Annotated in this window: 20 protein-coding genes; 2 read left to right on the top strand and 18 right to left on the bottom strand. The window is 67.7% G+C overall.

Going from position 1 to position 21674, the window contains the following annotated elements; all coding sequences use genetic code 11:
* Window positions 1-22: 22 nt before the first annotated feature.
* The 4 genes from frr to rpsB form a co-directional block, all read right to left on the bottom strand.
* On the bottom strand, window positions 23-589 hold the full coding sequence (gene frr, locus DMC18_RS06585) for a ribosome recycling factor (protein WP_058346382.1): 567 nt from the start codon (window positions 587-589) through the stop codon (window positions 23-25).
* Between the two features lie 28 nt (window positions 590-617).
* Complete coding sequence (gene pyrH, locus DMC18_RS06580; RefSeq protein ID WP_110117788.1) at window positions 618-1349, bottom strand: UMP kinase; 732 nt, start codon at window positions 1347-1349, stop codon at window positions 618-620.
* 200 nt (window positions 1350-1549) lie between these two features.
* A complete protein-coding gene (gene tsf, locus DMC18_RS06575) occupies window positions 1550-2488 on the bottom strand; it encodes a translation elongation factor Ts (protein WP_110117787.1) in 939 nt (312 codons plus the stop codon).
* 111 nt (window positions 2489-2599) lie between these two features.
* Window positions 2600-3445, bottom strand: a complete 846-nt coding sequence (rpsB, locus tag DMC18_RS06570) for a 30S ribosomal protein S2 (protein ID WP_110117786.1) — start codon at window positions 3443-3445, stop codon at window positions 2600-2602.
* A gap of 364 nt (window positions 3446-3809) precedes the next feature.
* On the opposite strand from rpsB, the gene DMC18_RS06560 reads away from it, so the two are divergent.
* Window positions 3810-4592 (top strand): helix-turn-helix transcriptional regulator, encoded by a 783-nt coding sequence (locus DMC18_RS06560; protein ID WP_110132782.1) that lies wholly within the window; start codon window positions 3810-3812, stop codon window positions 4590-4592.
* Between the two features lie 485 nt (window positions 4593-5077).
* Here the strand turns inward: DMC18_RS06560 and DMC18_RS06555 are convergent, their stop codons facing one another.
* The 3 genes from DMC18_RS06555 to sidA all read right to left on the bottom strand — a co-directional run bounded on the left by DMC18_RS06555 (window position 5078) and on the right by sidA (window position 9127).
* Window positions 5078-5428, bottom strand: a complete 351-nt coding sequence (locus tag DMC18_RS06555) for a GFA family protein (protein WP_110117782.1) — start codon at window positions 5426-5428, stop codon at window positions 5078-5080.
* A 152-nt stretch (window positions 5429-5580) separates the two neighbouring features.
* Window positions 5581-9012, bottom strand: coding sequence for a DNA polymerase III subunit alpha (dnaE, locus tag DMC18_RS06550; protein ID WP_110117785.1), 3432 nt, complete (start codon window positions 9010-9012; stop codon window positions 5581-5583).
* Between the two features lie 25 nt (window positions 9013-9037).
* Window positions 9038-9127 (bottom strand): cell division inhibitor SidA, encoded by a 90-nt coding sequence (gene sidA, locus DMC18_RS06545; protein WP_058346375.1) that lies wholly within the window; start codon window positions 9125-9127, stop codon window positions 9038-9040.
* Between the two features lie 173 nt (window positions 9128-9300).
* On the opposite strand from sidA, the gene DMC18_RS06540 reads away from it, so the two are divergent.
* A complete protein-coding gene (locus DMC18_RS06540) occupies window positions 9301-10257 on the top strand; it encodes a nucleoside hydrolase (RefSeq protein ID WP_110117781.1) in 957 nt (318 codons plus the stop codon).
* A 66-nt stretch (window positions 10258-10323) separates the two neighbouring features.
* On the opposite strand, the gene DMC18_RS06535 is transcribed toward DMC18_RS06540, so the two are convergent.
* The 11 genes from DMC18_RS06535 to DMC18_RS06485 all read right to left on the bottom strand — a co-directional run bounded on the left by DMC18_RS06535 (window position 10324) and on the right by DMC18_RS06485 (window position 21667).
* The gene (locus DMC18_RS06535) at window positions 10324-11010 is read right to left on the bottom strand and encodes an ABC transporter ATP-binding protein (RefSeq protein WP_110117780.1); all 687 of its coding nucleotides are present in this window, start codon (window positions 11008-11010) and stop codon (window positions 10324-10326) included.
* The gene (locus DMC18_RS06530; protein WP_110117779.1) at window positions 11003-12277 is read right to left on the bottom strand and encodes a lipoprotein-releasing ABC transporter permease subunit; all 1275 of its coding nucleotides are present in this window, start codon (window positions 12275-12277) and stop codon (window positions 11003-11005) included. Before DMC18_RS06530 ends, DMC18_RS06535 begins: the two co-directional genes overlap by 8 nt.
* The gene (proS, locus tag DMC18_RS06525; RefSeq protein ID WP_110117778.1) at window positions 12277-13602 is read right to left on the bottom strand and encodes a proline--tRNA ligase; all 1326 of its coding nucleotides are present in this window, start codon (window positions 13600-13602) and stop codon (window positions 12277-12279) included. The genes DMC18_RS06530 and proS overlap by 1 nt, the downstream gene beginning before the upstream one ends.
* Window positions 13603-14017: 415 nt before the next feature.
* Window positions 14018-14278, bottom strand: coding sequence for a DUF1467 family protein (locus tag DMC18_RS06520; RefSeq protein WP_110117777.1), 261 nt, complete (start codon window positions 14276-14278; stop codon window positions 14018-14020).
* Window positions 14278-14697 (bottom strand): methylmalonyl-CoA epimerase, encoded by a 420-nt coding sequence (gene mce, locus DMC18_RS06515; RefSeq protein WP_110117776.1) that lies wholly within the window; start codon window positions 14695-14697, stop codon window positions 14278-14280. Before mce ends, DMC18_RS06520 begins: the two co-directional genes overlap by 1 nt.
* Before the next feature lie 62 nt (window positions 14698-14759).
* Window positions 14760-15509, bottom strand: coding sequence for a rhomboid family intramembrane serine protease (locus tag DMC18_RS06510; protein ID WP_110117775.1), 750 nt, complete (start codon window positions 15507-15509; stop codon window positions 14760-14762).
* A 7-nt stretch (window positions 15510-15516) separates the two neighbouring features.
* Entirely contained in the window at window positions 15517-17196 is a 1680-nt protein-coding gene (locus DMC18_RS06505) for a ribonuclease J (RefSeq protein WP_110132781.1), read from the bottom strand.
* Window positions 17193-17981, bottom strand: coding sequence for a type III pantothenate kinase (locus DMC18_RS06500; RefSeq protein ID WP_110117784.1), 789 nt, complete (start codon window positions 17979-17981; stop codon window positions 17193-17195). Before DMC18_RS06500 ends, DMC18_RS06505 begins: the two co-directional genes overlap by 4 nt.
* Window positions 17978-18733, bottom strand: a complete 756-nt coding sequence (locus DMC18_RS06495; RefSeq protein ID WP_110117783.1) for a biotin--[acetyl-CoA-carboxylase] ligase — start codon at window positions 18731-18733, stop codon at window positions 17978-17980. The genes DMC18_RS06500 and DMC18_RS06495 overlap by 4 nt, the downstream gene beginning before the upstream one ends.
* A 1-nt stretch (window position 18734) precedes the next feature.
* A complete protein-coding gene (gene nuoN, locus DMC18_RS06490) occupies window positions 18735-20174 on the bottom strand; it encodes an NADH-quinone oxidoreductase subunit NuoN (protein WP_110117773.1) in 1440 nt (479 codons plus the stop codon).
* 8 nt (window positions 20175-20182) lie between these two features.
* On the bottom strand, window positions 20183-21667 hold the full coding sequence (locus tag DMC18_RS06485; protein ID WP_110117772.1) for an NADH-quinone oxidoreductase subunit M: 1485 nt from the start codon (window positions 21665-21667) through the stop codon (window positions 20183-20185).
* Between the last annotated feature and the right edge of the window lie 7 nt (window positions 21668-21674).

Here is a 21674-nt window from a genome sequence, read left to right as displayed (position 1 = left end):
AGGCGTCCAGCTTAGAGGACGATCAGACCTGCATGATCTCTTGTTCTTTGGTTTTCAAGGCCTCGTCGATGCGCTTGATGGCCTCGTCGGTCAGCTTCTGGACCTCGGTTTCCATCTTCTTGCGCTCATCCTCGTTGATGGCGCTGTCCTTCTCGGCCTTCTTGAGGTCGTCGTTGGCGTCGCGGCGAACGTTGCGCACGGCGATCTTCTGTTGTTCGGCGTACTTGCCGGCGATCTTGGAGAGGTCCTTGCGGCGCTCCTCGGTCAGCGGCGGGATCGGGATGCGCAGGTTCTGGCCTTCGACCACCGGGTTCAGGCCCAGGCCCGAGGCCCGGATGGCCTTCTCGACCGAGACGACGACGCCGCGGTCCCAGACGCTGACGTTGATCTGACGCGGCTCGGGGACGCTGACCGAGGCCACGGCGTTCAGCGGCGTGCTGGAGCCGTAGGCCTCGACCATCACCTGGTCGAGCAGGCTGGCCGACGCGCGGCCGGTGCGCAGGGAGCCGAACTCGTCCTTCAGGGCGAGCACGGCCTTGTCCATGCGGTCTTTGTAGCGGGAAAGGACGGGCTTTTCGGCGGCGGCCATGGCTTGGGCTCTCTTCGCTTAGATAAAATCAGGCGTTGGCGACGACGGTGTGCGTGCCTTGGCCACGCAGCACGTCGAGCAGGTTACCCCGCCCCTTGATCGAAAACACCACGATCGGGATGTTGCTGTCGCGCATGAGGGCGACGGCCGAGGCGTCCATGACGCGCAGGTCCTTGGCCAGCACGTCCATGTAGCTCAGGCGGTCGTAGCGCTGGGCGGTGGGATCCTTCTTGGGATCGGCGGTGTAGACGCCATCGACGCTGGTGCCCTTGAACAGGGCGTCGCACTGCATCTCGGCGGCGCGCAGGGCGGCGGCGGTGTCGGTGGTGAAGAACGGGTTGCCGGTGCCGGCGGCGAAGATCACCACGCGGCCCTTCTCGAGGTGGCGCTGGGCCCGGCGGCGGATGTAGGGCTCGCAGACGGTGGCCATCGGGATGGCCGACTGCACGCGGGTCTCGACGCCGATGCGCTCGAGGGCGTCCTGCATGGCCAGGGCGTTCATGACGGTGGCCAGCATGCCCATGTAGTCGGCGCTGGAGCGTTCCATGCCCTTGGCCGCGCCGGCCATGCCGCGGAAGATGTTGCCGCCGCCGATCACCAGGCACAGCTCGACGCCCGACTTGACGATCTCGGCGATGTCGAGGGCGACGGATTGGACGGTGTTGGTGTCGATCCCGTAGGGCGTGTCGCCCATCAGCACTTCGCCGGAAACCTTGAGCAGAAGACGACGGTACGGCTTGGCGGGGGTGGGATCGGACATGGACCGGGCTCTTCCTGAGTCGTCGGCACGCACCATAGTGTGCGTTACACAAAAGTGGGATCGGTTTTGCGCCATCCGGGCGCGACGCCGTTCAAGCGCAAAAAAAGGGCGCGGCGCGCGTTCGATGCGCGCCGCGCCCTTGATTTGACGACAGCGAAAGCGGCGAAACCTGCCCGCCGCCTTGCCTGTCTTGTCCAGCCTTAGGCTTGGCCGGTCATCGAGGCGACTTCGGCGGCGAAGTCGTCCTGCTTCTTTTCCACGCCTTCGCCCAGGGCGAGACGGGTGAAGCCCTTCACGACGATCGGCGCGCCGAGGGTCTTGCCGGTTTCAGCCACCAGCTGCTCGACGGTCTGGTCCGGGTTCATGACGAAGGCCTGCTTCAGCAGCACGACTTCTTCCAGGAACTTGCGGATGCGGCCTTCGATCATCTTCTCGACGACGGCCGCCGGCTTGCCCGATTCCAGGGCCTGCTCGGTGAACACGGCCTTTTCGCGCTCGATGGCGGCCGGGTCCAGATCGTCCGGCGACAGCGACAGCGGGGCGGTCGCGGCGACGTGCATGGCGATCTTGCGGCCCAGCTCGCGCAGGGCGGCCTTGTCGCCGGCCGACTCGAGGGCGACCAGCACGCCGATGCGGCCGAGGTCCGGCGCGGTGGCGTTGTGGATGTACGAGGCGACGACGCCGTTCTCGACCGTCCACTTGGCGGCGCGACGGACCATCATGTTCTCGCCGATCGTGGCGATCAGGTTGGTCAGGTGGTCCTGAGCGGTCTCGCCGCCGGCCAGCTTGGCCGCGCCGATGGCTTCGACCGAACCGTCGGTGCCGAGGGCGGCCTGAGCGATCTGACGAGCAGCGCCCTGGAACAGGTCGTTGCGCGACACGAAGTCGGTTTCGGCGTTCACTTCGACGGCGGTCGCGGTTTCACCAGCGCCGGCTTCGGCGACGGCGATGGCCACCAGGCCTTCGGCGGCGGCGCGATCGGCCTTCTTGGCGGCCTTGGACAGGCCCTTGGCGCGCAGCCAGTCGATGGACGCTTCGATGTCGCCGTTGTTCTCGGACAGGGCCTTCTTGCAGTCCATCATGCCGACGCCGGACTTTTCGCGCAGTTCCTTGACCAGCGCAGCCGTGATCTCAGCCATGGAAAATCTCCAGATTCAAACGTTTAGCGACCGGGCTTGATAGCCCGGTCGCGTGTCGGTAGCGCGACGGCCGCCGCCCCTCCGTCAGGAGAGCCGGCGGCCGAAGAGAAATCAGCCGGCAGCCGATTCGTCGGCGGCCGGAGCGGCGACTTCTTCAGCAGCAGCTTCCGGGGCGGCCGCTTCGGGAGCGACTTCCGGGGTCAGTTCGCGGGCCAGGGCCGGCTCGATCGGAGCGACCGAAGCGCCCAGGTCGACGCCCGAAGCGGCTTGGCCGGCGGCCAGGCCGTCGAGGACGGCGTCGGCGACCAGGTCGCAGTACAGCTGCAGGGCGCGGGCGGCGTCGTCGTTACCCGGGATCGGGTAGGTGATGCCGTCCGGATCGCAGTTGGTGTCGAGGATGGCGACGACCGGGATGTTCAGCTTGCGGGCTTCCAGAATCGCGATCGCTTCCTTGTTGGTGTCGATCACGAACATGATGTCGGGGATGCCGCCCATGTCCTTGATGCCGCCCAGCGACAGCTCGAGCTTGTCGCGCTCGCGGGTCAGCTGCAGCAGTTCCTTCTTGGAACGGCCCGAACCGTCGCCGCCCAGGACGCCTTCCAGCTCGCGCAGACGAGCGATCGAGCCCGAGACGGTGCGCCAGTTGGTCAGGGTGCCGCCGAGCCAGCGGTGGTTCACGTAGTACTGGGCGCAGCGCTTGGCGGCCGTGGCGACCGGATCCGAAGCCTGGCGCTTGGTGCCGACGAACAGCACGCGGCCGCCGGCGGCGGCGACTTCACGGACCTTCACCAGGGCCTGGTGCAGCAGCGGGATGGTCTGCGACAGGTCGATGATGTGGATGTTCGAGCGCGAACCGAAGATGTAGCGGTCCATCTTCGGGTTCCAGCGGTGCGTCTGGTGGCCGAAGTGGGCGCCGGCTTCCAGGAGCTGACGCATGGAGAATTCGGGAAGAGCCATCGGGCCTTTATCCTTTTTCCGGTTGAACCTCCGCGGACACCCCCGCTCCAGACCATTCTGGAGGCGGGACCGGAACGGCGACGTCGGGATGTCTCCCCGGCGCTGCCGAACGTCCGCGTGTGGAATGGCGCGCAGATAGTCGCGAAACGCGCTGAATGCAAGCCTTTCCCGACGCTCGCCGGCCGCAAGGGTCGTTCTTTCCGGACATTCGCGGCGGCGCGCATGCGCCGGCCGTCGATGGGAAGGTCGTCGGCATGTCCGGACGGAATCGGGGACCGCCCTCCCCGACCATTGCCGAACGACGGCCGAAAAGGTTGAGTGCGCGCCCGCGCCGCATCCAGACCGCGCGCAACGCAGGACCCCGATGTCAGACCTCTCGCGCCTGTCCGACGCCGAACGCCGCGTCTTGCTGCTGCTGGCGCGCGGCCACACAGCCAAGAGCGCGGCCGTCGCGCTCGGCGTCAGCGAGAGCGCGGTCAACGAGCGACTGCGCGAGGCGCGGCGCAAGACCGGTGTCGGCAGCAGCCGGCAACTGGCGCGCCTGGTGGCGGGCGATGGGACGGGCGACGCGGTGGGGGATGGAACGGTCGTCCCGGCCAACGGCGCGCCGGCCGAAGCGCCGCTCGGAGCTTCCGGAACTTCGCCACAAGAAATTCGGGACGAGAAAATCGGGATGGCCGCGCACCGCCCGCCGGGCCAGGACGGACGACGCAACCTCGCCCACCGGGCCGCCTGGCCCCTCCTCGCCGGAGCTTCAGCCATGATCGCCCTAGCCGCCGCCGTCGGCGCCTTCGCCGCCCTCGCCGTCGCCGACCACAAGGAACCGCGGCCGCCCGCGCCGCCCCGCGTCGTCGCCGTCTCGCCCGCGCCCGGCGCCGTGGTTCCGGCCGGGTCTATCTCCCTGACCGTAACCTTCGACCAGCCGAAGCAGGCGGGCTGGTCGTTCATCACCCGCGACCCGGCTACGTTCCCGGCCTGCGCGCCCAAGCCCGTCCAGTCCAGGGACCGGCGCAGCTTCACCCTCTCCTGCACGGTCCAGGCCGGACGCAGCTACGAGGTCGGCTTCAACAACGACCGCCACCGCAAGTTCGCCTCGGATGCGGGCGTTCCGGCGACCCCGGCCGTGGTCAGGTTCTCGGCGCGGTAGGTCGGATAGAGATTCGCCGGCCTGAGCTCATTTTTCACCGAGCATCCCCGCGAAAGCGGGGATCCAAGCCGAGGTTGAAATCGATCCACGGCCGCGCCTCATCCTGAAAACCAGCTCGGATCCCCGCCTTTGCGGGGAAACACGGTTTTGAAGGTCGCGAACAGCTGAATGCAGATACGGCCTAGGAGGACGAGGCGGGCATCCCGTCAGCGCACAACGATCTCGTCTCGGCCACCATAGCGTCCAGCCGGTTCGTGGACCTGAGACCCGAGACCGCCCACGTTCTCAAAGGGGAGCGGCGGGAGCCTCCCACTGAGACCGCACGACGACAGGTTCCGGGCGAGCCGCCGGGTTGAAGTGATGTAGGGGCGAGGCCTGAGCCTGCCCGCTCCCAAGCGCTCCTGCCCGCGCCCCCTCGAAGCAACATCGACTGAAGCGGCGACAGAGGTTGGCGCCTGTTCGGACCGACCTGGCCGCCCTTTACGTCAGAACGACTTGCCGTCGACCTGTTGCGGCTCCAGGGCGAAGACGTCGACGCCGTCGACGCAGCGGACATTGATCGCCGCCATCTTCGCGCCGTTCGGGGCTTCGCCGCGGGCGAAGGATTCGATGCCGCAGTCGGCGCAGAACAGGTGCTGGATCTTGCCGGTGTTGAACCGGTACTCGGTCAGGGCGTCCTCGCCCGAGACCAGAGAGAACTGGTCGATCGGCGCGAAGGCCAGGACCGAGCCCAGCTTGCCGCAGCGCGAACAGTTGCAGGTGATGGTCTGCGACAGGTCGGCCTCGACCTCGAAGCGGACCTTGCCGCATTGGCAGCCGCCGGCGTGCTTGGTCATGTCGTCCTCCCTTTCGCCGGCTGCGGCTCGCGGCCAGCGTCCTCGATCAGGCTCAGCGCCTATGCCGCACGATGAGCCTCAAGCCCTTAGCGTAGATCCATCCGCGCCGCCCCGGCGAACACGCCAAGCCAGTTCAGGGGCGGACAGCGACGCTAGATGTCTTCCAGCAGCGCCACGCCCGGCGCGGTCTTCAGCGCGCCGCGCAGCGAGGCGTCGAGGGTGTAGCGCCCCGGCAGCTTCAGTTCGATCTCGCGGCCGCCGCCGAGCGCCGCCACGAAACTGATCTCGCCGCCCTTCTGGGCCGCGGCCGGTTCGATGCGGCGCTTGAGCGCCTCGATCTCCGTGGCCGACGGCGACAGGTGAACGCGCAGACCGGCGACCACGTTCTCGATGGCCTTCTCGATCGGCTCGGCGTCGTCGCCAAAGAACCGAACCTCGCCGTCGCGGGCCTTGGAGCGGACCTTGATGACCACGCCCTTGCCCGGCTCGAGCACGTCGCGGCACTTGCGTAGCGACTCCGGCGGGAACAGCACCTCGTACTCGCCGGACGGGTCCGACAGCGAGACGAAGGCGAAGCGCTCGCCGCTCTGGGAGGCGCGTTCCTGGCGGCGGCGGACGATGCCACACATCCGCAGAGCCTCGGCGCCGGCCTCGGCCTGGGCCAGGGCCTCGGTCAGCATGACGGTGCGCCGGCGGCGCAGCATGCCGATCATGTCCTCGAGCGGGTGGCCGGTCAGGTAGAAGCCGACGGCCGACAGCTCTTCGTCGAGCAGATCGACCTGGGTCCAGGGCTCGACCTTCTTCAGGCGCGGCCGGCTGGCGGCGGCGTCGCCGCCGAACAGGGCGTGCTGACCGCCCTGGCGATCGGCGGCGATGCTCTGGCCGTGGGCGATGAGCACGTCGGCGTTGGCGAACACCTGGGCGCGGTTCTTGTGCAGCGAGTCGAAGGCCCCGGCCCGGGCCAGGTTTTCGATGGCCCGCTTGTTGACCTGCTTGGGATCGACGCGCTCGACGAAGTCGAAGATGTCACGGAACGGCCCGCCCTCCTCGCGCACGGCGACGAGATGCTTCATGGCTTCCAGACCGACGTTGCGCACCGCGCCCAGGGCGTAGAGCACCTCGCCGTTCTCGACCTCGAAGTCGGCGCCCGAGCGGTTGACGTCCGGCGCCCGCACCGTGATCGAGAAGCGGCGGGCGTCCTGGTGGAAGACCGCCAGCTTGTCGGTATTGGAGATATCGAGGCTCATCGACGCGGCGAGGAACTCGACCGGCGTATTGGCCTTCAGCCAGGCCGTCTGATAGGCGATCAGGGCGTAGGCGGCCGCGTGGCTCTTGTTGAAGCCGTAGCCGGCGAACTTGGCCACCAGTTCGAAGATCGAGCCCGACTGGTCCTCGGGGACGCCCTTCTCCTTGGCGCCGGAGACGAAACGGATCTTCTGGAGATCCATCTCCTCCTTCTTCTTCTTGCCCATGGCGCGACGCAGCAGGTCGGCCTCGCCCAGGCTGTAGCCCGCCAGGATCTGGGCGATCTGCATCACCTGCTCCTGGTACACGATGACCCCGTAGGTCTCGCGCAGAACGCCTTCCAGCGACGGGTGCAGGGTGTCGACGGGCTTTCGGCCGAACTTGCAGTCGACGAAGGTGTCGATGTTGTCCATCGGGCCCGGGCGATAGAGCGAGATCAGCGCGGTGATCTCCTCGATCGAGCCGCAGCGCATCTTGCGCAGGGTGTCGCGCATGCCCTGGCTTTCGAGCTGGAACACGCCGACCGTCTGACCCGAGGCGAGCAGTTCGTAGCTCTTGGTGTCGTCGAACGGCAGGCGGCCGAGATCGACCTCCATGCCGCGCTTGCGCAGGTGCTTCACCGCCCGGTCGAGCACGGTCAGGGTCTTCAGGCCCAGGAAGTCGAACTTCACCAGGCCGGCGCTCTCGACCCATTTCATGTTGAACTGGGTGGCCGGGAAGTCCGAGCGCGGATCCTTGTAGAGCGGGGTCAGCTGGGTCAGCGGCCGGTCGCCGATGACCACGCCGGCGGCGTGGGTCGAGGCGTTGCGGAACAGGCCTTCCAGCTGCAGGGCCACGTCCAGGCAGTTGGAGACGTTGGCGTCCTCGTTCTTGGCCTGCTTGAGCCGTGGCTCGATGTCGATGGCCTGGGCCAGGGTCACCGGCGCGGCCGGGTTGTTGGGCACCATCTTGCAGAGACGGTCGACCAGACCCAGCGGCAGCTGCATTACCCGGCCGACGTCGCGCAGCACGGCGCGGGCCTGCAACGAACCGAAGGTGATGATCTGGGCCACGCGGTCGCGGCCGTACTTGTCCTGCACGTAGGCGATCACCTCTTCGCGTCGCTCCTGGCAGAAGTCGACGTCGAAGTCGGGCATGGAGACCCGCTCGGGATTGAGGAAGCGCTCGAACAGCAGGCCAAAGCGCAGCGGATCCAGGTCGGTGATGGTCAGCACCCAGGCGACCAGCGAACCGGCGCCCGACCCCCGCCCCGGACCAACCGGAATGCCGTGGTCCTTGCCCCACTTGATGAAGTCGGAAACGATCAGGAAGTAGCCGGGGAAGCCCATCTTGACGATGATGCCGAGCTCGAAGTCGAGCCGCTCCCAATAGACGTGCTCTTCCATCGCCAGGGTCAGGCCGTCGAGCCGCTTGCGCAGGCCTTCGCGGGCCTGGTGGGCCAGTTCCTCGGCTTCGTTGCGACCGTCGCCGGTGGGGAAGCTGGGCAGGATCGGGTCGCGCTTCTTGACCATGAAGGCGCAGCGCCGGGCGATGTCGAGGGTGTTGTCGCAGGCCTCGGGCAGGTCGGCGAACAGCTTCCGCATCTCGTCGGCCGGCTTGAACCAGTGCTCGGGCGTCACCCGCCGGCGCTCGTCCTGGCCGACGAACGAGCCGTCGGCGATGCACAGCAGCGCGTCGTGCGCGTCGTAGAGCTCGGGCTTGGCGTAGTAGCAGTCGTTGGTGGCGACCAGCGGCGCGTCATGGTCATAGGCCCAGTCGACCAGCCCGGGCTCGGCCGCCGCCTGCTGCGGCAGGCCATGGCGCTGGAGCTCGACATAGAAGCGGTCACCGAACACCCGCTGCATCTCGGCCAGGGCCGCGTGCCCCTCGGCCGTCTTGCCGGCCGCCAGCAGCGAGTCCACCGGACCGTCGGTTCCGCCCGACAGCAGGATCAGGCCTTCGGCGTGCTCGACCACCTTGGCCCAGGGCACCACCGGCTCGGCCAGCTCGCCGCTTTCCAGATAGGCCAGGGACGACAGTTCCGAGAGGTTCAGATAGCCCTTCTCGTTCTGCACCAGCAGGGTGATCGTCGGCTCGCGCGCCCAGCGTTCGGACGGCTTGGCCCCGATGCCGCCTACCGGCAGGGCGCAGCCAATCAGCGGCTGCACGCCGTTGTCCTTGGCGTAGACGGAGAATTCCAAGGCTCCGAACAGGTTGGCCCGGTCGGTGATCCCCACGGCGGGCATGCCGCCGGCGGCTGTCATGCCCGGGATCTTGTCGGCCTTGATGGCCCCTTCCAGCAGCGAATAGGCCGACCGGACGCGGAGGTGGACGAAACCCTGACCTTCCACACCCGACATGACCATGACCTCGCTGCTTCTCGACTCAGGCCACCAACTGGGCGACCGAACACATCATCCAGACGAAGCCGGCGACAGATACAAGCGCCAAAGACTCACGCGCGATCCGGACCATAACATCCCTCCACAGCTCGTTGGCCAGTTGCCTTTTTGTTCTCTATTCCCCTTTCGTTCTCATCGCAATAGTCCACAGGCGAATTGCGAGCTTTTTTGCCGCGTGGGGTTGATAGTCGCGCCACAACCTTCCGGCTCTGGCCTTGCCGGCGGGAACACGGCAGAAGCCGTTTCATGCGCCTGATCATCGACACCGACACCGCCGGAGACGACGTCTTCTCCCTGATGCTCGCCCTGCGCCGCCCTGGCGTGACCGTGGAGGCGATCACCATCAGCCACGGCAATGTCGGCTTCGAGCAGCACGCCGAGAACGCCCTGGTGACGCTGGAGGCCTGCGAGGCGGCCGGCGTTCCGGTCTATCTGGGCGCCCAGAAACCGTTCAGCCGCATCCCGCTGGACGCCGCCTATGTGTTCGGCGCCGACGGCATGAGCGACGCGGCGTTCCCGAAGACCGCCCAGCGCCCCTCCCCCGGCCACGCGGCCGACGAGATCGTGCGGCGGGTGATGGAAGCGCCCGGCGAGATCACCCTGCTGGCCCAGGCGCCGCTGACCAACATCGCCCTGGCCGTGCTGCGCGAGCCGCGCATCGCAAAGGCCGCCAAGGCCCTGTGGGTGATGGGCGGCACCGACAACGGCGTCGGCAACGTCACGCCGGCGGCCGAGTACAATTTCTATGTTGATCCAGAAGCGGCCAAGATCGTCGTCAACGCCGGCTTCGACCTGCACGTGGTGACCTGGACCGAGACCCTTCGCGACGGCCTGCTGAGCACGGCGCAGCTCGCCGAGCTGGATGCGATCGGCACCCCACGCGCCAAGTTCTTCACCAAGGTCAACGAGGCCTCGCTGGCCTTCGCCCGCGACACCGAGGGTCTGGACGGCAGCCTGCACCCCGACGCCCTGACCTGCGCGGCCATGCTGGACGAGGCCCTGGTGCTGGACGCCGAGCGCTGCGTCATCGACGTCGAGACCATGGGCGAGCTGACGCGCGGCTATCTCAGCGTCTCGCACTCGATCCTGCCGGATATCGAGATCGCCGACCCGGCCCTGAAGCGCCGCGAACCCAACGCCCGGGTGATCAAGAAGATCGACCAGGCGGGGTTCTTCGACGCGATGCGGAACGCCCTGCTCTAGTCTTTACTTTCGACACATTTTCTTCACGCGAACCGGAAGCCACTTCGCTCGAAAATGCTCTAGGCGCTAGAACGTCTGCGGCTCCAGGTGGCCGTCGCGCAGGGCGAAGACGCGGTCCATGTAGCGGGCCAGTTCCATGTTGTGGGTGGCGATCAGGGCGGCGACGCCCTGGCCGCGCGCCAGGTCGTAGAGCGCCTGGAAGGTGGCGGCCGAGGTCCCCGGATCAAGGTTGCCCGTCGGCTCGTCGGCGAGCAGCAGCTTGGGCGAGTTGGCCAGGGCGCGGGCGATGGCCACGCGCTGCTGCTCGCCGCCCGACATCTGGCCGGGCTGGTGATCGACGCGGGCCGCAAGGCCCAGCTGGCTGAGAAGACCCACGGCGTGCTCGCGGGCCTCGCCACGACGGCGGCCGGCGATCATCAGCGGCAGCTCCACGTTCTCGGCGGCCGTGAACTCGGGCAGCAGGTGGTGGAACTGGTAGACGAAGCCGACGGTCGACAGCCGCACCTTGGTGCGCTGGCGCTCGGAAAGCTTGGAGCAGTCCTTGCCGTCGACGGCGATGACGCCGGCGTCGGGGCGCTCCAGCAGGCCTGCGGCGTGCAGCAGCGACGACTTGCCCGAGCCCGAGGGTCCGATCAGGCCGACCACTTCGCCGGGATACACGTCGAGATCGACGCCGCGCAGCACGGTCAGCTTGCCCGCCTCGGTGACATAGGTGCGCTCGACGCCGCGCAGGGCCAGGACCGGACTACTCATAGCGAAGGGCCTCAACGGGATCGAGGCGCGAGGCCCGCAGCGCCGGCGGCAGGGTCGCCAGCACGCTCATCAGGGTGGAGATCGAGACGACGCCGGCCACCTCGACCCAGTCGATCTTGGCCGGGATATGGGCGAGGAAATAGATGTCGGCGCTGAACACCGCCGTGCCGGTCACCCATTCGACGAAGTTCTGGATGGCGGTGATGTTGGCGCAGAACAGTGTGCCCAGCAGCAGGCCCGCCAGGGTGCCGGCCACGCCGATAGAGGCGCCGGCCATGATGAAGATGCGCAGGATCGAGGACTGGCTGGCCCCCATGGTGCGCAGGATGGCGATGTCCCGGCCCTTGTTCTTCACCAGCATGACGAGGCCGGAGATGATGTTCAGCGTGGCGATGGCGACGATGAAGAACAGGATCAGGCGCATGACCTTGCGCTCGACCTGCAGCGCGTTGAAGTAGCTGCTGTTCTTGTCCATCCAGTCGGTGATGAAGGCGCCGGGCCCGACGGCCTGCTCGATGGTGGCCTTGGCCAGCTTGGCGTTGTCGGGATCGGTGAGCTTGACCTCGACATAGTCGATGGCCGTGTCGCGCCCGAAGAACGGCTGGGCCTGGGCCAGCGGCATCATCACGTAGGACTCGTCGAACTGGCTCATGCCGACGCTGAAGATCCCGCCGACGACATAGTCCTTCTCGCGGGTCGAGGTGCCGAAGGCGGTGGCCGGACCGGCGGGCGAGATCAGGGTGATCGGGTCGCCGACCGAGAGACCCAGGTTGCGGGCCATGCGGTCGCCGATCAGCACCATGTCGCCGCCGTACTCGCCCTCGCCGAAGCCGTCGAGCGAGCCCTGCTTGATGTTGGCGGAGATCAGCTTCATGCCGCGCAGGTCGGCCGGATTGACGCCGCGGACGATGGCGCCGGTCACCTGGTTGGGACCGATGACCATGGCCTGGGCCTCGACCAGGGGCGCGGCCTGGATGACGCCGGGCACGGCCTTGATGCGGGCGATGACGCCCTCACGGTCGGGACCGTTCACCAGCGGCCCCTGGGCGTAGATGTGACCGTTGAAGCCGAGCAGCCGGCCGAGCAGTTCGGCGCGGAAGCCGTTCATGACGCTCATCACGGTGATGAGGGCGAAGACCGCCAGCATCACCGCGCTGAACGAGATCACCGAGATCAGAGCGACGCCGCCGTTCTTGCGCTTGGTGCGCAGGTAACGCCAGGCGACCGTCCGTTCCCAGGTTCCGAAAGGCCCCGCGCCGATAGCCATCAGGCGGCCTTGCCGGTCAGGCGGGCCAGGACCGCGTCGAGCGGCTCGGACACGCGCTCGCCGGTCTTGCGGTTCTTCAGCTCGACCACGCCCTCGGCGACGCCCTTGGGACCGACGATCAGCTGCCAGGGCAGGCCGATCAGGTCCATGGTGGCGAACTTGGCGCCGCCGCGCGCATCGGTGTCGTCGTAGAGCACGTCGACGCCGGCCGCCTGCAGGGCCTTGTAGGCCTCGTCGCAAGCGGCGTCACAGGCCGCGTCGCCCTGGCGCATGTTGACGATGCCCACGTGATAGGGCGCGACGCTTTCCGGCCAGATGATGCCGCCGTCGTCGTGGCTGGCCTCGATGATCGCGCCCAGCAGGCGCGAGACGCCGACGCCGTAGCTGCCCATCTGGACCGGGACTTCCTTGCCGTCGGGGCCCATGACCAGGGCCTTCATCGGCTCGGAGTACTTCGTGCCGAACGAGAAGATGTGGCCGACCTCGATGCCGCGGGCCGACAGGCGGTCGCCCTCGGGAATGGCGTCGAAGGCGGCTTCGTCGTGCATTTCCTCGGTGGCGGCGTAGAGCGCGGTGCGCTGGTCTACCAACGGCTGCAGGTCGCCGTACCATTCGACGTCCGGGCCGGGCGCAGCCATCTCGACCAGGTCCTTGTGGCAGAAGACGGCGCTTTCGCCCGTCTCGGCCAGGACGATGAACTCGTGGCTCAGGTCGCCGCCGATCGGGCCGGTGTCGGCGCGCATCGGCACGGCCTTCAGGCCCATCCGCGAGAACAGGTTCAGATAGGCCACGAACATGCGGTTGTACGACTTGCGCGCGCCCTCGGCGTCGAGGTCGAAGCTGTAGGCGTCCTTCATCAGGAACTCGCGGCCGCGCATCACGCCGAAGCGCGGGCGGCGCTCGTCGCGGAACTTCCACTGCACGTGATAGAGGTTCTTGGGCAGGTCCTTGTACGACCGCACCGAGCCGCGGAAGATCTCGGTGACCATTTCCTCGTTGGTGGGCCCGTACAGCAGCTCGCGCTCGTGGCGGTCGGTGATGCGCAGCATCTCCGGGCCGTAGGCGTCGTAGCGGCCCGACTCGCGCCACAGGTCGGCCAGTTGCAGGGTGGGCATCAGCAGCTCGATGGCGCCCGCGCGATCCATCTCCTCACGGACGATCTGCTCGATCTTGTTGAGCACCCGCAGACCCAGCGGCAGCCAGGCGTAGATGCCGGCGGCCTCCTGGCGGATCATGCCCGCGCGCAGCATCAGCTGGTGGGACGCGATCTGGGCGTCGGAGGGAGCTTCTTTCAGAACGGGCAGGAAGTAGCGCGACAGGCGCATGGACGGAACGTCTCCGGGGGAATTCGAGGCGTTGAGATAGCCGGTCGCCGTTCAGCTTGGCAACGCGCGCGGCGAAAAGATGACGTTTTGAGTGTCGAGGACGTCTGATGGCCAAAAGAAAGGAGGGCGGCGAAACCGCGCTCACTTTCGCCTGACACCCTCGAGCTAGACTAAACGAAAAGAAGGCCGCGCGGTTCACTCGCGCGGCCATCAAGTTCATCGTCGGGGAAGACGCCACAGAGCAAGGCCGAACCCGGCCTCGTCATGACAATCTAAGCCTCCGAACGACTGTTGGGGCATCCGATTGCCGCCAAGCGGGCAAGTCGGCCTGTTTCGCCCAACCGATGGGCGTTTGACGGGCAGAAGGCCAGCGCCCGCCCAAGGCTTGGGCGCCGGGCCGCGTTCTGCAAATTTTTCAATAGGTGGACGGGAGGTCGGGCAGACTCACCAGCTGGAACTTCACCACCAGCCAGAACACGACGAACACCACGACCGAGATCCAGGTGGTGGTGAAGAACTTGCGCTTAAGGTTCGGGTTCACCGGCGCGCCGGGATCCGCGCCCGGCGGCGGCTCGATTCCCAGCTCGTGATAGCTGCGCGTGCCGATCGGCAGCACGGCGAACAGCACCGTCCACCAGATGGTCAGGAAGATCGCAACGCCGGTGATCGGACCCATCAGTGGTGCGCGTCCTTGGGGCTTTCCATCAATTCCACGAGCAGGCCGCCCATATCCTTGGGGTGAACGAAGACGATCAGCGTTCCGTGGGCGCCGATCCGGGGCTCGCCTAGCACGGTCGCGCCCTTGGCGACCAGAGAATCGCGCGCCTCGTAGATGTTCTCGACCTCGAAGCAGATGTGGTGCTGGCCGCCCTTGGGGTTCTTGGCCAGAAAGCCGTGGATCGGCGAGTTCTCGCCATAGGGTTCGATCAGCTCGATCTGGCTGTTGGGCAGGTTGACGAAGCAGACCCAGACGCCCTGCTCAGGCATGGCCCACTTGTCGGTGACCGAGGTGGCGCCGAGCAGTTCGCGGTACATCTTCACCGACTCGTCGATGGACGGGGTGGCGACGCCGACGTGGTTGAGCCTGCCGATCATGGTGCGGGGTCCTGGCTTTGGAGGATCTGGCCGCCCACTAACCGCGCCTGCGCCCACGGCAGTCAAGCCGTGCGAGCGCCCTTCAGCCAGTGAAAGCGGACGGGCAGGATCGGGATCAGCAGGAAGCCCAGCACGAACCCGCCGAGGTGGGCCTGCCAAGCCACGCCTGCGCCGCTGCCGGACAGCGCGCCGTAGCCGGCGGCGCCACCGAGCACCACCAGGTTGGAGATCAGGGCTGATCCGACCTGCCGCAGCACCGACGGCGCGAAGATCGGCGCCAGCTTCGCCTCGCCGGGCGCGCCCAGCCGCGCGACCGCGCCCCACAGGCCAAATATCGCCCCCGAGGCGCCGACCACCAGCAGGCGGTCAGCCCCAAGCAGAATGAAGGCCCCTGCCCCGGCCAGGCCGCAGGCGAGGTAGAAGGCGAAGAACAGCGCCCCGCCCAGCGCATCGCGGCCGAACCGCTGGGCAATGGCCGGGCCGAGCGCGACGAGCGCGCCGCTGTTGAACACGATGTGCAGCCAGCCCCAGGGCTGACCCCAGCTCATATGCATGAACATGTGGGTCAGCGGCGTCCACCAGAGGCCCTGGAAGACGCCGGGCTTCCATAGCCCACCGAGCACGAAGATCGTCTCCCCGTCCCCCAGCAGCTCGAAAGCCGACTGGGCCAGGAAGACGATCCAGATCAGCGCCAGGATCACCATCACCGGCCAGGCCTCGAACCAGAGGATGGCCGGTCCCGCGCCGAACAGGCCCTCGCGCCGGGGCGCGGGGGTCGCTTCGGTCGGTGTCGGATCCTCTGGCGTCGTCATGCGGCGATCAGAGGCGCAGGACGGTCGTCTCGACGACCGGCTTGCGTTCCCAGATGCGGAAGGCGGCCTTCTTCACCGCGCGCGAGATGGCGTTCTCGATGGTCTCGTCGATCTCGCGATCGTCGCCAGACAGGCGCTTGAAGGCCTCTTCGGCCTCCTCCGCCAGGTCGTCCAGCGCCTCGTCGAGAGGATATTCCTCGTCGCCGGCCAGACCCAGACCACGCACCTGCGGGCCCGAGACGACCTTGTTGCGGCCGTCGAGCACGATCGACACGGCCAGCACGCCGTTGAACGCCGCGTGGCGACGCTCGCGCAGGGCCTCGCCGTTCTCGGGCGTCACGACGCCGCCGTCTACGTAGAGACGGCCGGCGGGCACTTCGTCGATGATCTCCGGGTGACCGGGGGCCAGGCGGACCATGTCGCCGTTGCGCGGGCTGACGGCATGCGGGATCTGCAGGTCCTTGGCGAAGGCGGCGTGCTCGAGCAGGTGGCGGCGTTCGCCGTGGGTCGGCACGGCGATCTGCGGCCTGGCCCACTGGTACATCTGCTTCAGTTCGTCTCGGCACGGGTGGCCCGAGACGTGGATGCCTGGCGTATCGCGCTCGGTGTGCAGGCGCACGCCGCGGTCGGCCAGCTTGTTCTGCAGGTTGCGGATCGGGATCTCGTTGCCCGGGATCACGCGCGAGCTGAACACCACGTGGTCGCCCGAGGAGAGCTTGACGTGCGGGTGGTTGCCCTCGGCGATACGGGCCAGGGCCGCCCTCGCCTCGCCCTGGCTGCCGGTGCAGAGATAGAGGATCTCGTTTTCCGGCATGTGCTTGGCCTGGTCGTCGGTGACGAACGGCTCCAGGCCGTCCAGCAGACCGACCGAGCGGGCGGCGGCGGCCATGCGGTGCATCGAGCGGCCGGCCAGGCAGACCTTGCGGCCGGCGGCCTGGGCGGCGCGGATCACGGTGGCCATGCGCGCCACGTTCGAAGCGAAACAGGCCACGGCGATCTTGCCGGTCAGGCTGGCGATCAGCTTGTTCATCTCGACGCGGACGTCGGCTTCCGAGCCGGCGGTGCCTTCGACGAAGACGTTGGTGCTGTCGCAGACCATGGCCAGCACGCCCTCGTCGCCGAGGCGGCGCAGGGCGTCGACGTCGGTGGCGGCGCCGAGCTGGGGATCCGGATCGATCTTCCAGTCGCCGGTGTGCAGGATGGTGCCCAGCGGGGTCTTGATCGCCAGGCCGTTGGGCTCGGGGATCGAGTGGGTCAGCGTCACCATTTCCAGGTGGAACGGACCCAGGTCGAAGCTGCCGCTCAGCGGCACTTCGTGGATCTTCACTTCGTCCAGCAGGTTGGCGTCGCGCAGCTTCTCGCGCAGCAGGAAGGCGGTGAACGGCGTGGCGTAGACCGGGGCCTTCAGCTGCGGCCACAGCCAGGCGACGGCGCCCAGGTGGTCCTCGTGGGCGTGGGTCAGCACGATGCCCAGAATGTCCTTGGCGTAGGGGACGATATATTCCGGGTCGGGCAGGATGATCTCGACGCCCGGCGTGGTCTGGTCGCCGAAAGTCACGCCCAGATCGACGACGATCCACTTGCGATCGTGCGCGGGCCCGAAGCCGTACAGGTTGAAGTTCATGCCGATCTCGTTCGACCCGCCCAGGGGCAGGAAGACGAGCTCGTCGTCAGGGTGCTTTTTCATTCGTTCTCTAGGTGGGTATTGCGGCGATGAATTTCGAGGAGACCACGGATGGTCAGATCAGGGTCGAAGTGGTCGATGCTGTCGGTGGCGCCCTCGAACAGCGAGGCGACGCCGCCGGTGGCGACCACGGTCAGGGGTTCGCCGCGCTCGGCCTTGATGCGCGCGACCAGCCCTTCGATGAGTGAGATATAGCCCCAGAACACGCCCGATTGCATGGCGCTGACCGTGTCGGTGCCTACGACGCGATTACGGGCGGGACGCTGGATGGCGATGCGGGGCAGCTTGGCGGCCGCTTCGTGCAGCGCCTGCATGGAAAGATTGATGCCCGGGGCGATGATGCCGCCCTCGAAGGCGCCGTCGGCGCCCACCACGTCGAAGGTGGTGGCCGTGCCGCTGTCGATGACGATCAGCGGCCCCTTGTAGGCCATGCTGGCGCCCACGGCGTTGACCAGGCGGTCGGCGCCGGCCTCGGACGGCTTGTCGATGCGGACGTCGACGCCGAGCCTGGCGTTCTCGCCGATCACCAGCGGTTCGACGTTCAGGTAGCGGCGCGACAGGTTGCGCAGGTTGAACAGCGACTGGGGCACGACGCTGGAGATGATGCAGGCGTCGAGCGCCCGGAAGCCCAGGCCCTGCATCGACATCAGCTGCGACAGCCAGACCACGTATTCGTCGGCGGTTCGGGTGCTTTCGGTGGCGGCGCGCCACTGGGCGATCCACGACTGGCCGTCGTGGATGGCGAACATGGTGTTGGTGTTGCCCTGTTCGATGGCCAGCAGCATCAGGGATTTCCTCCGAAGAAGACGTCGCCGGCGGTGATCCGGCGCAGTTGACCGTCGGCCAGTCGCAGGCGCAAGGCGCCGTCGGCGTCGAGGCCCTCGGCGATCCCTTCGATCGTCTCGGTCGAGAGCCGCGCGGTGCAGGGCTCGCCCAGGCCGTGGGCCCTGGCGGTCCAGGCGTCGGCGATGGCGGGGAAGCCAAGGCGGCTCCAGACGTCGAGCCAGCGGGCGAAGGCCGGGGCCAGGATCCCGATCGCCTCCACCGGCGACGGCGGCGGCTCGGCCCGCCAGGTCGGCAGGGCCGTGGCCGGGCGCTCGCTGTCGATGGGCTTGCGGGCGAGATTGACGCCGATCCCCACGGCCAGCCAGAGGCCGCCAGCGGGGCTCTTGCCGGACTCGACGAGGATGCCGCTGATCTTCAGGCCGCCGACCATCGGGTCGTTGGGCCATTTCAGGCTGACCAGCCGCTCGGCGACGTAGGCGCACAGCAGGTCGGCGACGGCCAGGGCCGCCACGAACGAGATCTGCGCGGCCTCGGCGGGCGGCTTGTCGGTGGTGAGCAGGAGGGTGGCGGCCAGGTTGCCGTCGCCGGTTTCCCAGGCGCGGCCCCGGCGACCGCGGCCCGCGGTCTGCCGCAGGCCGACGATCCAGACCGGGCCCGCCTGCCCCGCTTCCGCGCGGCGGCGAGCCTCGGCGTTGGTCGAGTCGATCTCGTCGAGAACGACGACGGGCGGCCCCTCGGCGGACGCGCCCGTCACGTCACGCGTGGCCAAAGGCCGCCGCGGCCGCCTTGGCGGCGGGGTCGAGCCAGACCAGGGCGATCAGGACGATCGGGAACGAGAACAGGGCCGCGGCGAAGCCGATCGCGCGAGCGGTCGGTTGCGGCTTGTCCACCGCGCTGGTCGGCGCGTCGAACCACATCGTCTTGATCAGGCGCAGGTAGTAGAAGGCGGCCACGACGCTGCCGATCAGGCCGATGACGGCGGCCCACTGCAGCGGCACGTCGCCCGAGCCCATGGCGGCCTTGAAGACGTAGAACTTGGCCCAGAAGCCCGAGAACGGCGGCAGGCCCAGGGCCGACAGCGAGAACGCGGTCATGGCCAGGGCGACGCCCGGACGTTCCTTCACCAGGCCGGCCATGTCCTCGATGGTCTCCATCGGCTTGCCGTCGCGGGTCAGCGCCTGCAGGCAGGCGAAGAAGCCGGTGACGTCCACCATGTAGAGCACCATGAACACCAGCATCGAGTGCAGGCCCACCTCGCCGCCGGTGGCGACGCCCAGCAGGGCGTAGCCGACGTTGGCGATCGAGGAGTAGGCCCACAGGCGCTTGAGGTTGCTCTGGGCCAGACCCGCGAAGGCGCCGACGAACACCGACAGCAGGGCCGCGATGATCAGCACCTGGCGCCATTGGGCCACGGCGTCCGGGAAGGCGTCGCCCAGCACGCGGGCGAACATCATCATGGCGGCCAGCTTCGGCGCGGCGGCGAAGAAGCCGACGACCGGGGTCGGGGCGCCTTCGTAGACGTCCGGGGTCCACATGTGGAACGGCGCGGCCGAAACCTTGAACGCCAGGCCGCAGATCACGAAGATCAGGCCGAACAGCAGGCCCACGCCGTGCGCGCCGTGCGAGGCCGCGGCGATGTCGACGAAGCGGGTCGAGCCCGAGAAGCCGTAGATCAGCGAGGCGCCGTACAGCAGGATGCCCGACGACAGGGCGCCCAGCACGAAGTACTTCAGGCCCGCTTCCGAAGCCTTGGCGTCGTCGCGGCGGAAGGCCGCCAGGACGTACAGGGCCAGCGATTGCAGCTCGACGCCGATATAGAGGCTGATGAGGTCCCCGGCCGAAGCCGTGATGCCCATGCCCAGCGCCGCCAGGATCACCAGCACCGGGAACTCGAATTTCTGGTCGCCGCGGGCGGCCAGCCAGCGATCGCCCAGCACGATGGCCAGGGCGCTGAACAGGAAAATCGCGACCTTGGCGTAGGTGGCGGCGGCGTCGGCCGAGTAGACGCCGTTGAAGGCGTCGCCGCGCGGTCCGTGGATCGCGAAGGCGGCGGCGACCACCAGGGCCAGCACCGAGGCGCCCGTGAAGACCGGCGAGGTCTTCTTGGAGAAGGCGCCCCAGACCAGCAGCAGCAGGGCCGAAATCGCCAGGACGACTTCAGGCAGGACGAGGGAGAAGTTGGCGGAGAACGTCATGGGATCCCTCACCCGCCCACGGCGGCGCGCCAGGCGCCGACGAGCCCGTCGACGGACGACGCGGTCAGGTTGAACACAAGATTAGGATAGATGCCGAGAACCAGGGTCATGATGATCAGCGGCGCGAAGAGCAGGATTTCCCGCGCGTCGAGGTCCTTGATCGTCTTCAGCTCGGGGTTGGTGATCTCCCCGTACATGACCCGGCGGTACAGCGTCAGGGCGTACATGGCCGACAGGATCACGCCGGTGGCCGAGACGATCGCCGTCCAGGTCGAGGCCTTGTAGACGCCCGTCATGGTCAGGATTTCGCCGACGAAGCCCGAGGTGCCCGGCAGGCCGACGTTCCCCATCGTGAACAGCAGAAACACGAAGGCGTAGTGTGGCATGCGGTTGGTGAGGCCGCCGTAGAAGGCGATCTCGCGGGTGTGCATGCGGTCGTAGACCACGCCGACGCAGAGGAAGAGCGCGCCGGAGATCACCCCGTGGCTGATCATCTGGAACAGGGCGCCCTGCTCGCCGGCGGCGTTGCCCGAGAAGATGCCCATGGTCACGAAGCCCATGTGGGCGACCGACGAGTAGGCGATCAGCTTCTTGATGTCGGTCTGACGGAAGGCGACCAGCGAGGTGTAGACGATGGCGATGCCCGACAGGGCGAAGACCAGCGGCTGGAACATCTCCGAGGCGTTCGGGAACATCGGGATGCTGAAGCGCATGAAGCCGTAGCCGCCCATCTTCAGCAGGATGCCGGCCAGGATGACCGAACCCGCCGTCGGGGCTTCCACGTGGGCGTCAGGCAGCCAGGTGTGCACCGGCCACATCGGCATCTTCACCGCGAACGAGGCGAAGAAGGCCAGCCACAGCCAGGTCTGGAGCCACGGCGCGAACTTGTAGGTCATGAGCTCGGGGATCGACGAGGTGCCCGCGATCGAGATCATGGCCAGGATGGCCGCCAGCATCAGCACCGAGCCGAGCAGCGTGTAGAGGAAGAACTTGTAGGCCGCGTAGATCCGGCGCTTGCCGCCCCAGATGCCGATGATCAGGAACATCGGCACCAGGCCCCCTTCGAAGAAGAGGTAGAACAGCACCAGGTCCAGCGCGCAGAACACGCCGATCACCAGGGTCTCGAGGACCAGGAAGGCGATCAGATATTCGACGACGCGCTTTTCCACCGACTTCCAGCTGGCCACGATGCAGATCGGCAGCAGGAATGCGGTCAGCAGCACCAGCAGCACCGAGATGCCGTCGATGCCCATGCGGTAATGCAGGCCGCCGAACCAGGCGATGTCTTCCACGAACTGGAAGCCCGGGTTCTTGGCGTCGAACTGGAGCGTCAGCACCAGCGACAGGGCGAAGGCGACCACGGTGGTCGCGAGCGCGATCCACTTGGCCAGGGTGTCGGTCTTGGCGCCCGGACCCTGGATGGCGCGAGCCACCAGGATAACGGCCACGCCGACGAGCGGAGCAAAGGTCGTAAGGCTGAGCAGGCCGGTCATCGATCCG

Origin of the sequence: Caulobacter sp. D5 (assembly GCF_003185805.1) — a bacterium.
In the GTDB taxonomy this organism is placed as follows: domain Bacteria; phylum Pseudomonadota; class Alphaproteobacteria; order Caulobacterales; family Caulobacteraceae; genus Caulobacter.
Note: the sequence above shows the minus strand (reverse complement) of the source record. Positions and strands in the feature narration are given on the sequence as shown.

What these genes read in the sequence shown, in the direction of transcription:
- frr (WP_058346382.1), bottom strand. Translation starts at nt 589, where the DNA reads ATGGCCGCCGCCGAAAAGCCCGTCCTTTCCCGCTACAAAGACCGCATG.
- pyrH (WP_110117788.1), bottom strand. Translation starts at nt 1,349, where the DNA reads ATGTCCGATCCCACCCCCGCCAAGCCGTACCGTCGTCTTCTGCTCAAG.
- tsf (WP_110117787.1), bottom strand. Translation starts at nt 2,488, where the DNA reads ATGGCTGAGATCACGGCTGCGCTGGTCAAGGAACTGCGCGAAAAGTCC.
- rpsB (WP_110117786.1), bottom strand. Translation starts at nt 3,445, where the DNA reads ATGGCTCTTCCCGAATTCTCCATGCGTCAGCTCCTGGAAGCCGGCGCC.
- DMC18_RS06560 (WP_110132782.1), top strand. Translation starts at nt 3,810, where the DNA reads ATGTCAGACCTCTCGCGCCTGTCCGACGCCGAACGCCGCGTCTTGCTG.
- DMC18_RS06555 (WP_110117782.1), bottom strand. Translation starts at nt 5,428, where the DNA reads ATGACCAAGCACGCCGGCGGCTGCCAATGCGGCAAGGTCCGCTTCGAG.
- dnaE (WP_110117785.1), bottom strand. Translation starts at nt 9,012, where the DNA reads ATGTCGGGTGTGGAAGGTCAGGGTTTCGTCCACCTCCGCGTCCGGTCG.
- sidA (WP_058346375.1), bottom strand. Translation starts at nt 9,127, where the DNA reads ATGGTCCGGATCGCGCGTGAGTCTTTGGCGCTTGTATCTGTCGCCGGC.
- DMC18_RS06540 (WP_110117781.1), top strand. Translation starts at nt 9,301, where the DNA reads ATGCGCCTGATCATCGACACCGACACCGCCGGAGACGACGTCTTCTCC.
- DMC18_RS06535 (WP_110117780.1), bottom strand. Translation starts at nt 11,010, where the DNA reads ATGAGTAGTCCGGTCCTGGCCCTGCGCGGCGTCGAGCGCACCTATGTC.
- DMC18_RS06530 (WP_110117779.1), bottom strand. Translation starts at nt 12,277, where the DNA reads ATGGCTATCGGCGCGGGGCCTTTCGGAACCTGGGAACGGACGGTCGCC.
- proS (WP_110117778.1), bottom strand. Translation starts at nt 13,602, where the DNA reads ATGCGCCTGTCGCGCTACTTCCTGCCCGTTCTGAAAGAAGCTCCCTCC.
- DMC18_RS06520 (WP_110117777.1), bottom strand. Translation starts at nt 14,278, where the DNA reads ATGGGTCCGATCACCGGCGTTGCGATCTTCCTGACCATCTGGTGGACG.
- mce (WP_110117776.1), bottom strand. Translation starts at nt 14,697, where the DNA reads ATGATCGGCAGGCTCAACCACGTCGGCGTCGCCACCCCGTCCATCGAC.
- DMC18_RS06510 (WP_110117775.1), bottom strand. Translation starts at nt 15,509, where the DNA reads ATGACGACGCCAGAGGATCCGACACCGACCGAAGCGACCCCCGCGCCC.
- DMC18_RS06505 (WP_110132781.1), bottom strand. Translation starts at nt 17,196, where the DNA reads ATGAAAAAGCACCCTGACGACGAGCTCGTCTTCCTGCCCCTGGGCGGG.
- nuoN (WP_110117773.1), bottom strand. Translation starts at nt 20,174, where the DNA reads ATGACGTTCTCCGCCAACTTCTCCCTCGTCCTGCCTGAAGTCGTCCTG.
- DMC18_RS06485 (WP_110117772.1), bottom strand. Translation starts at nt 21,667, where the DNA reads ATGACCGGCCTGCTCAGCCTTACGACCTTTGCTCCGCTCGTCGGCGTG.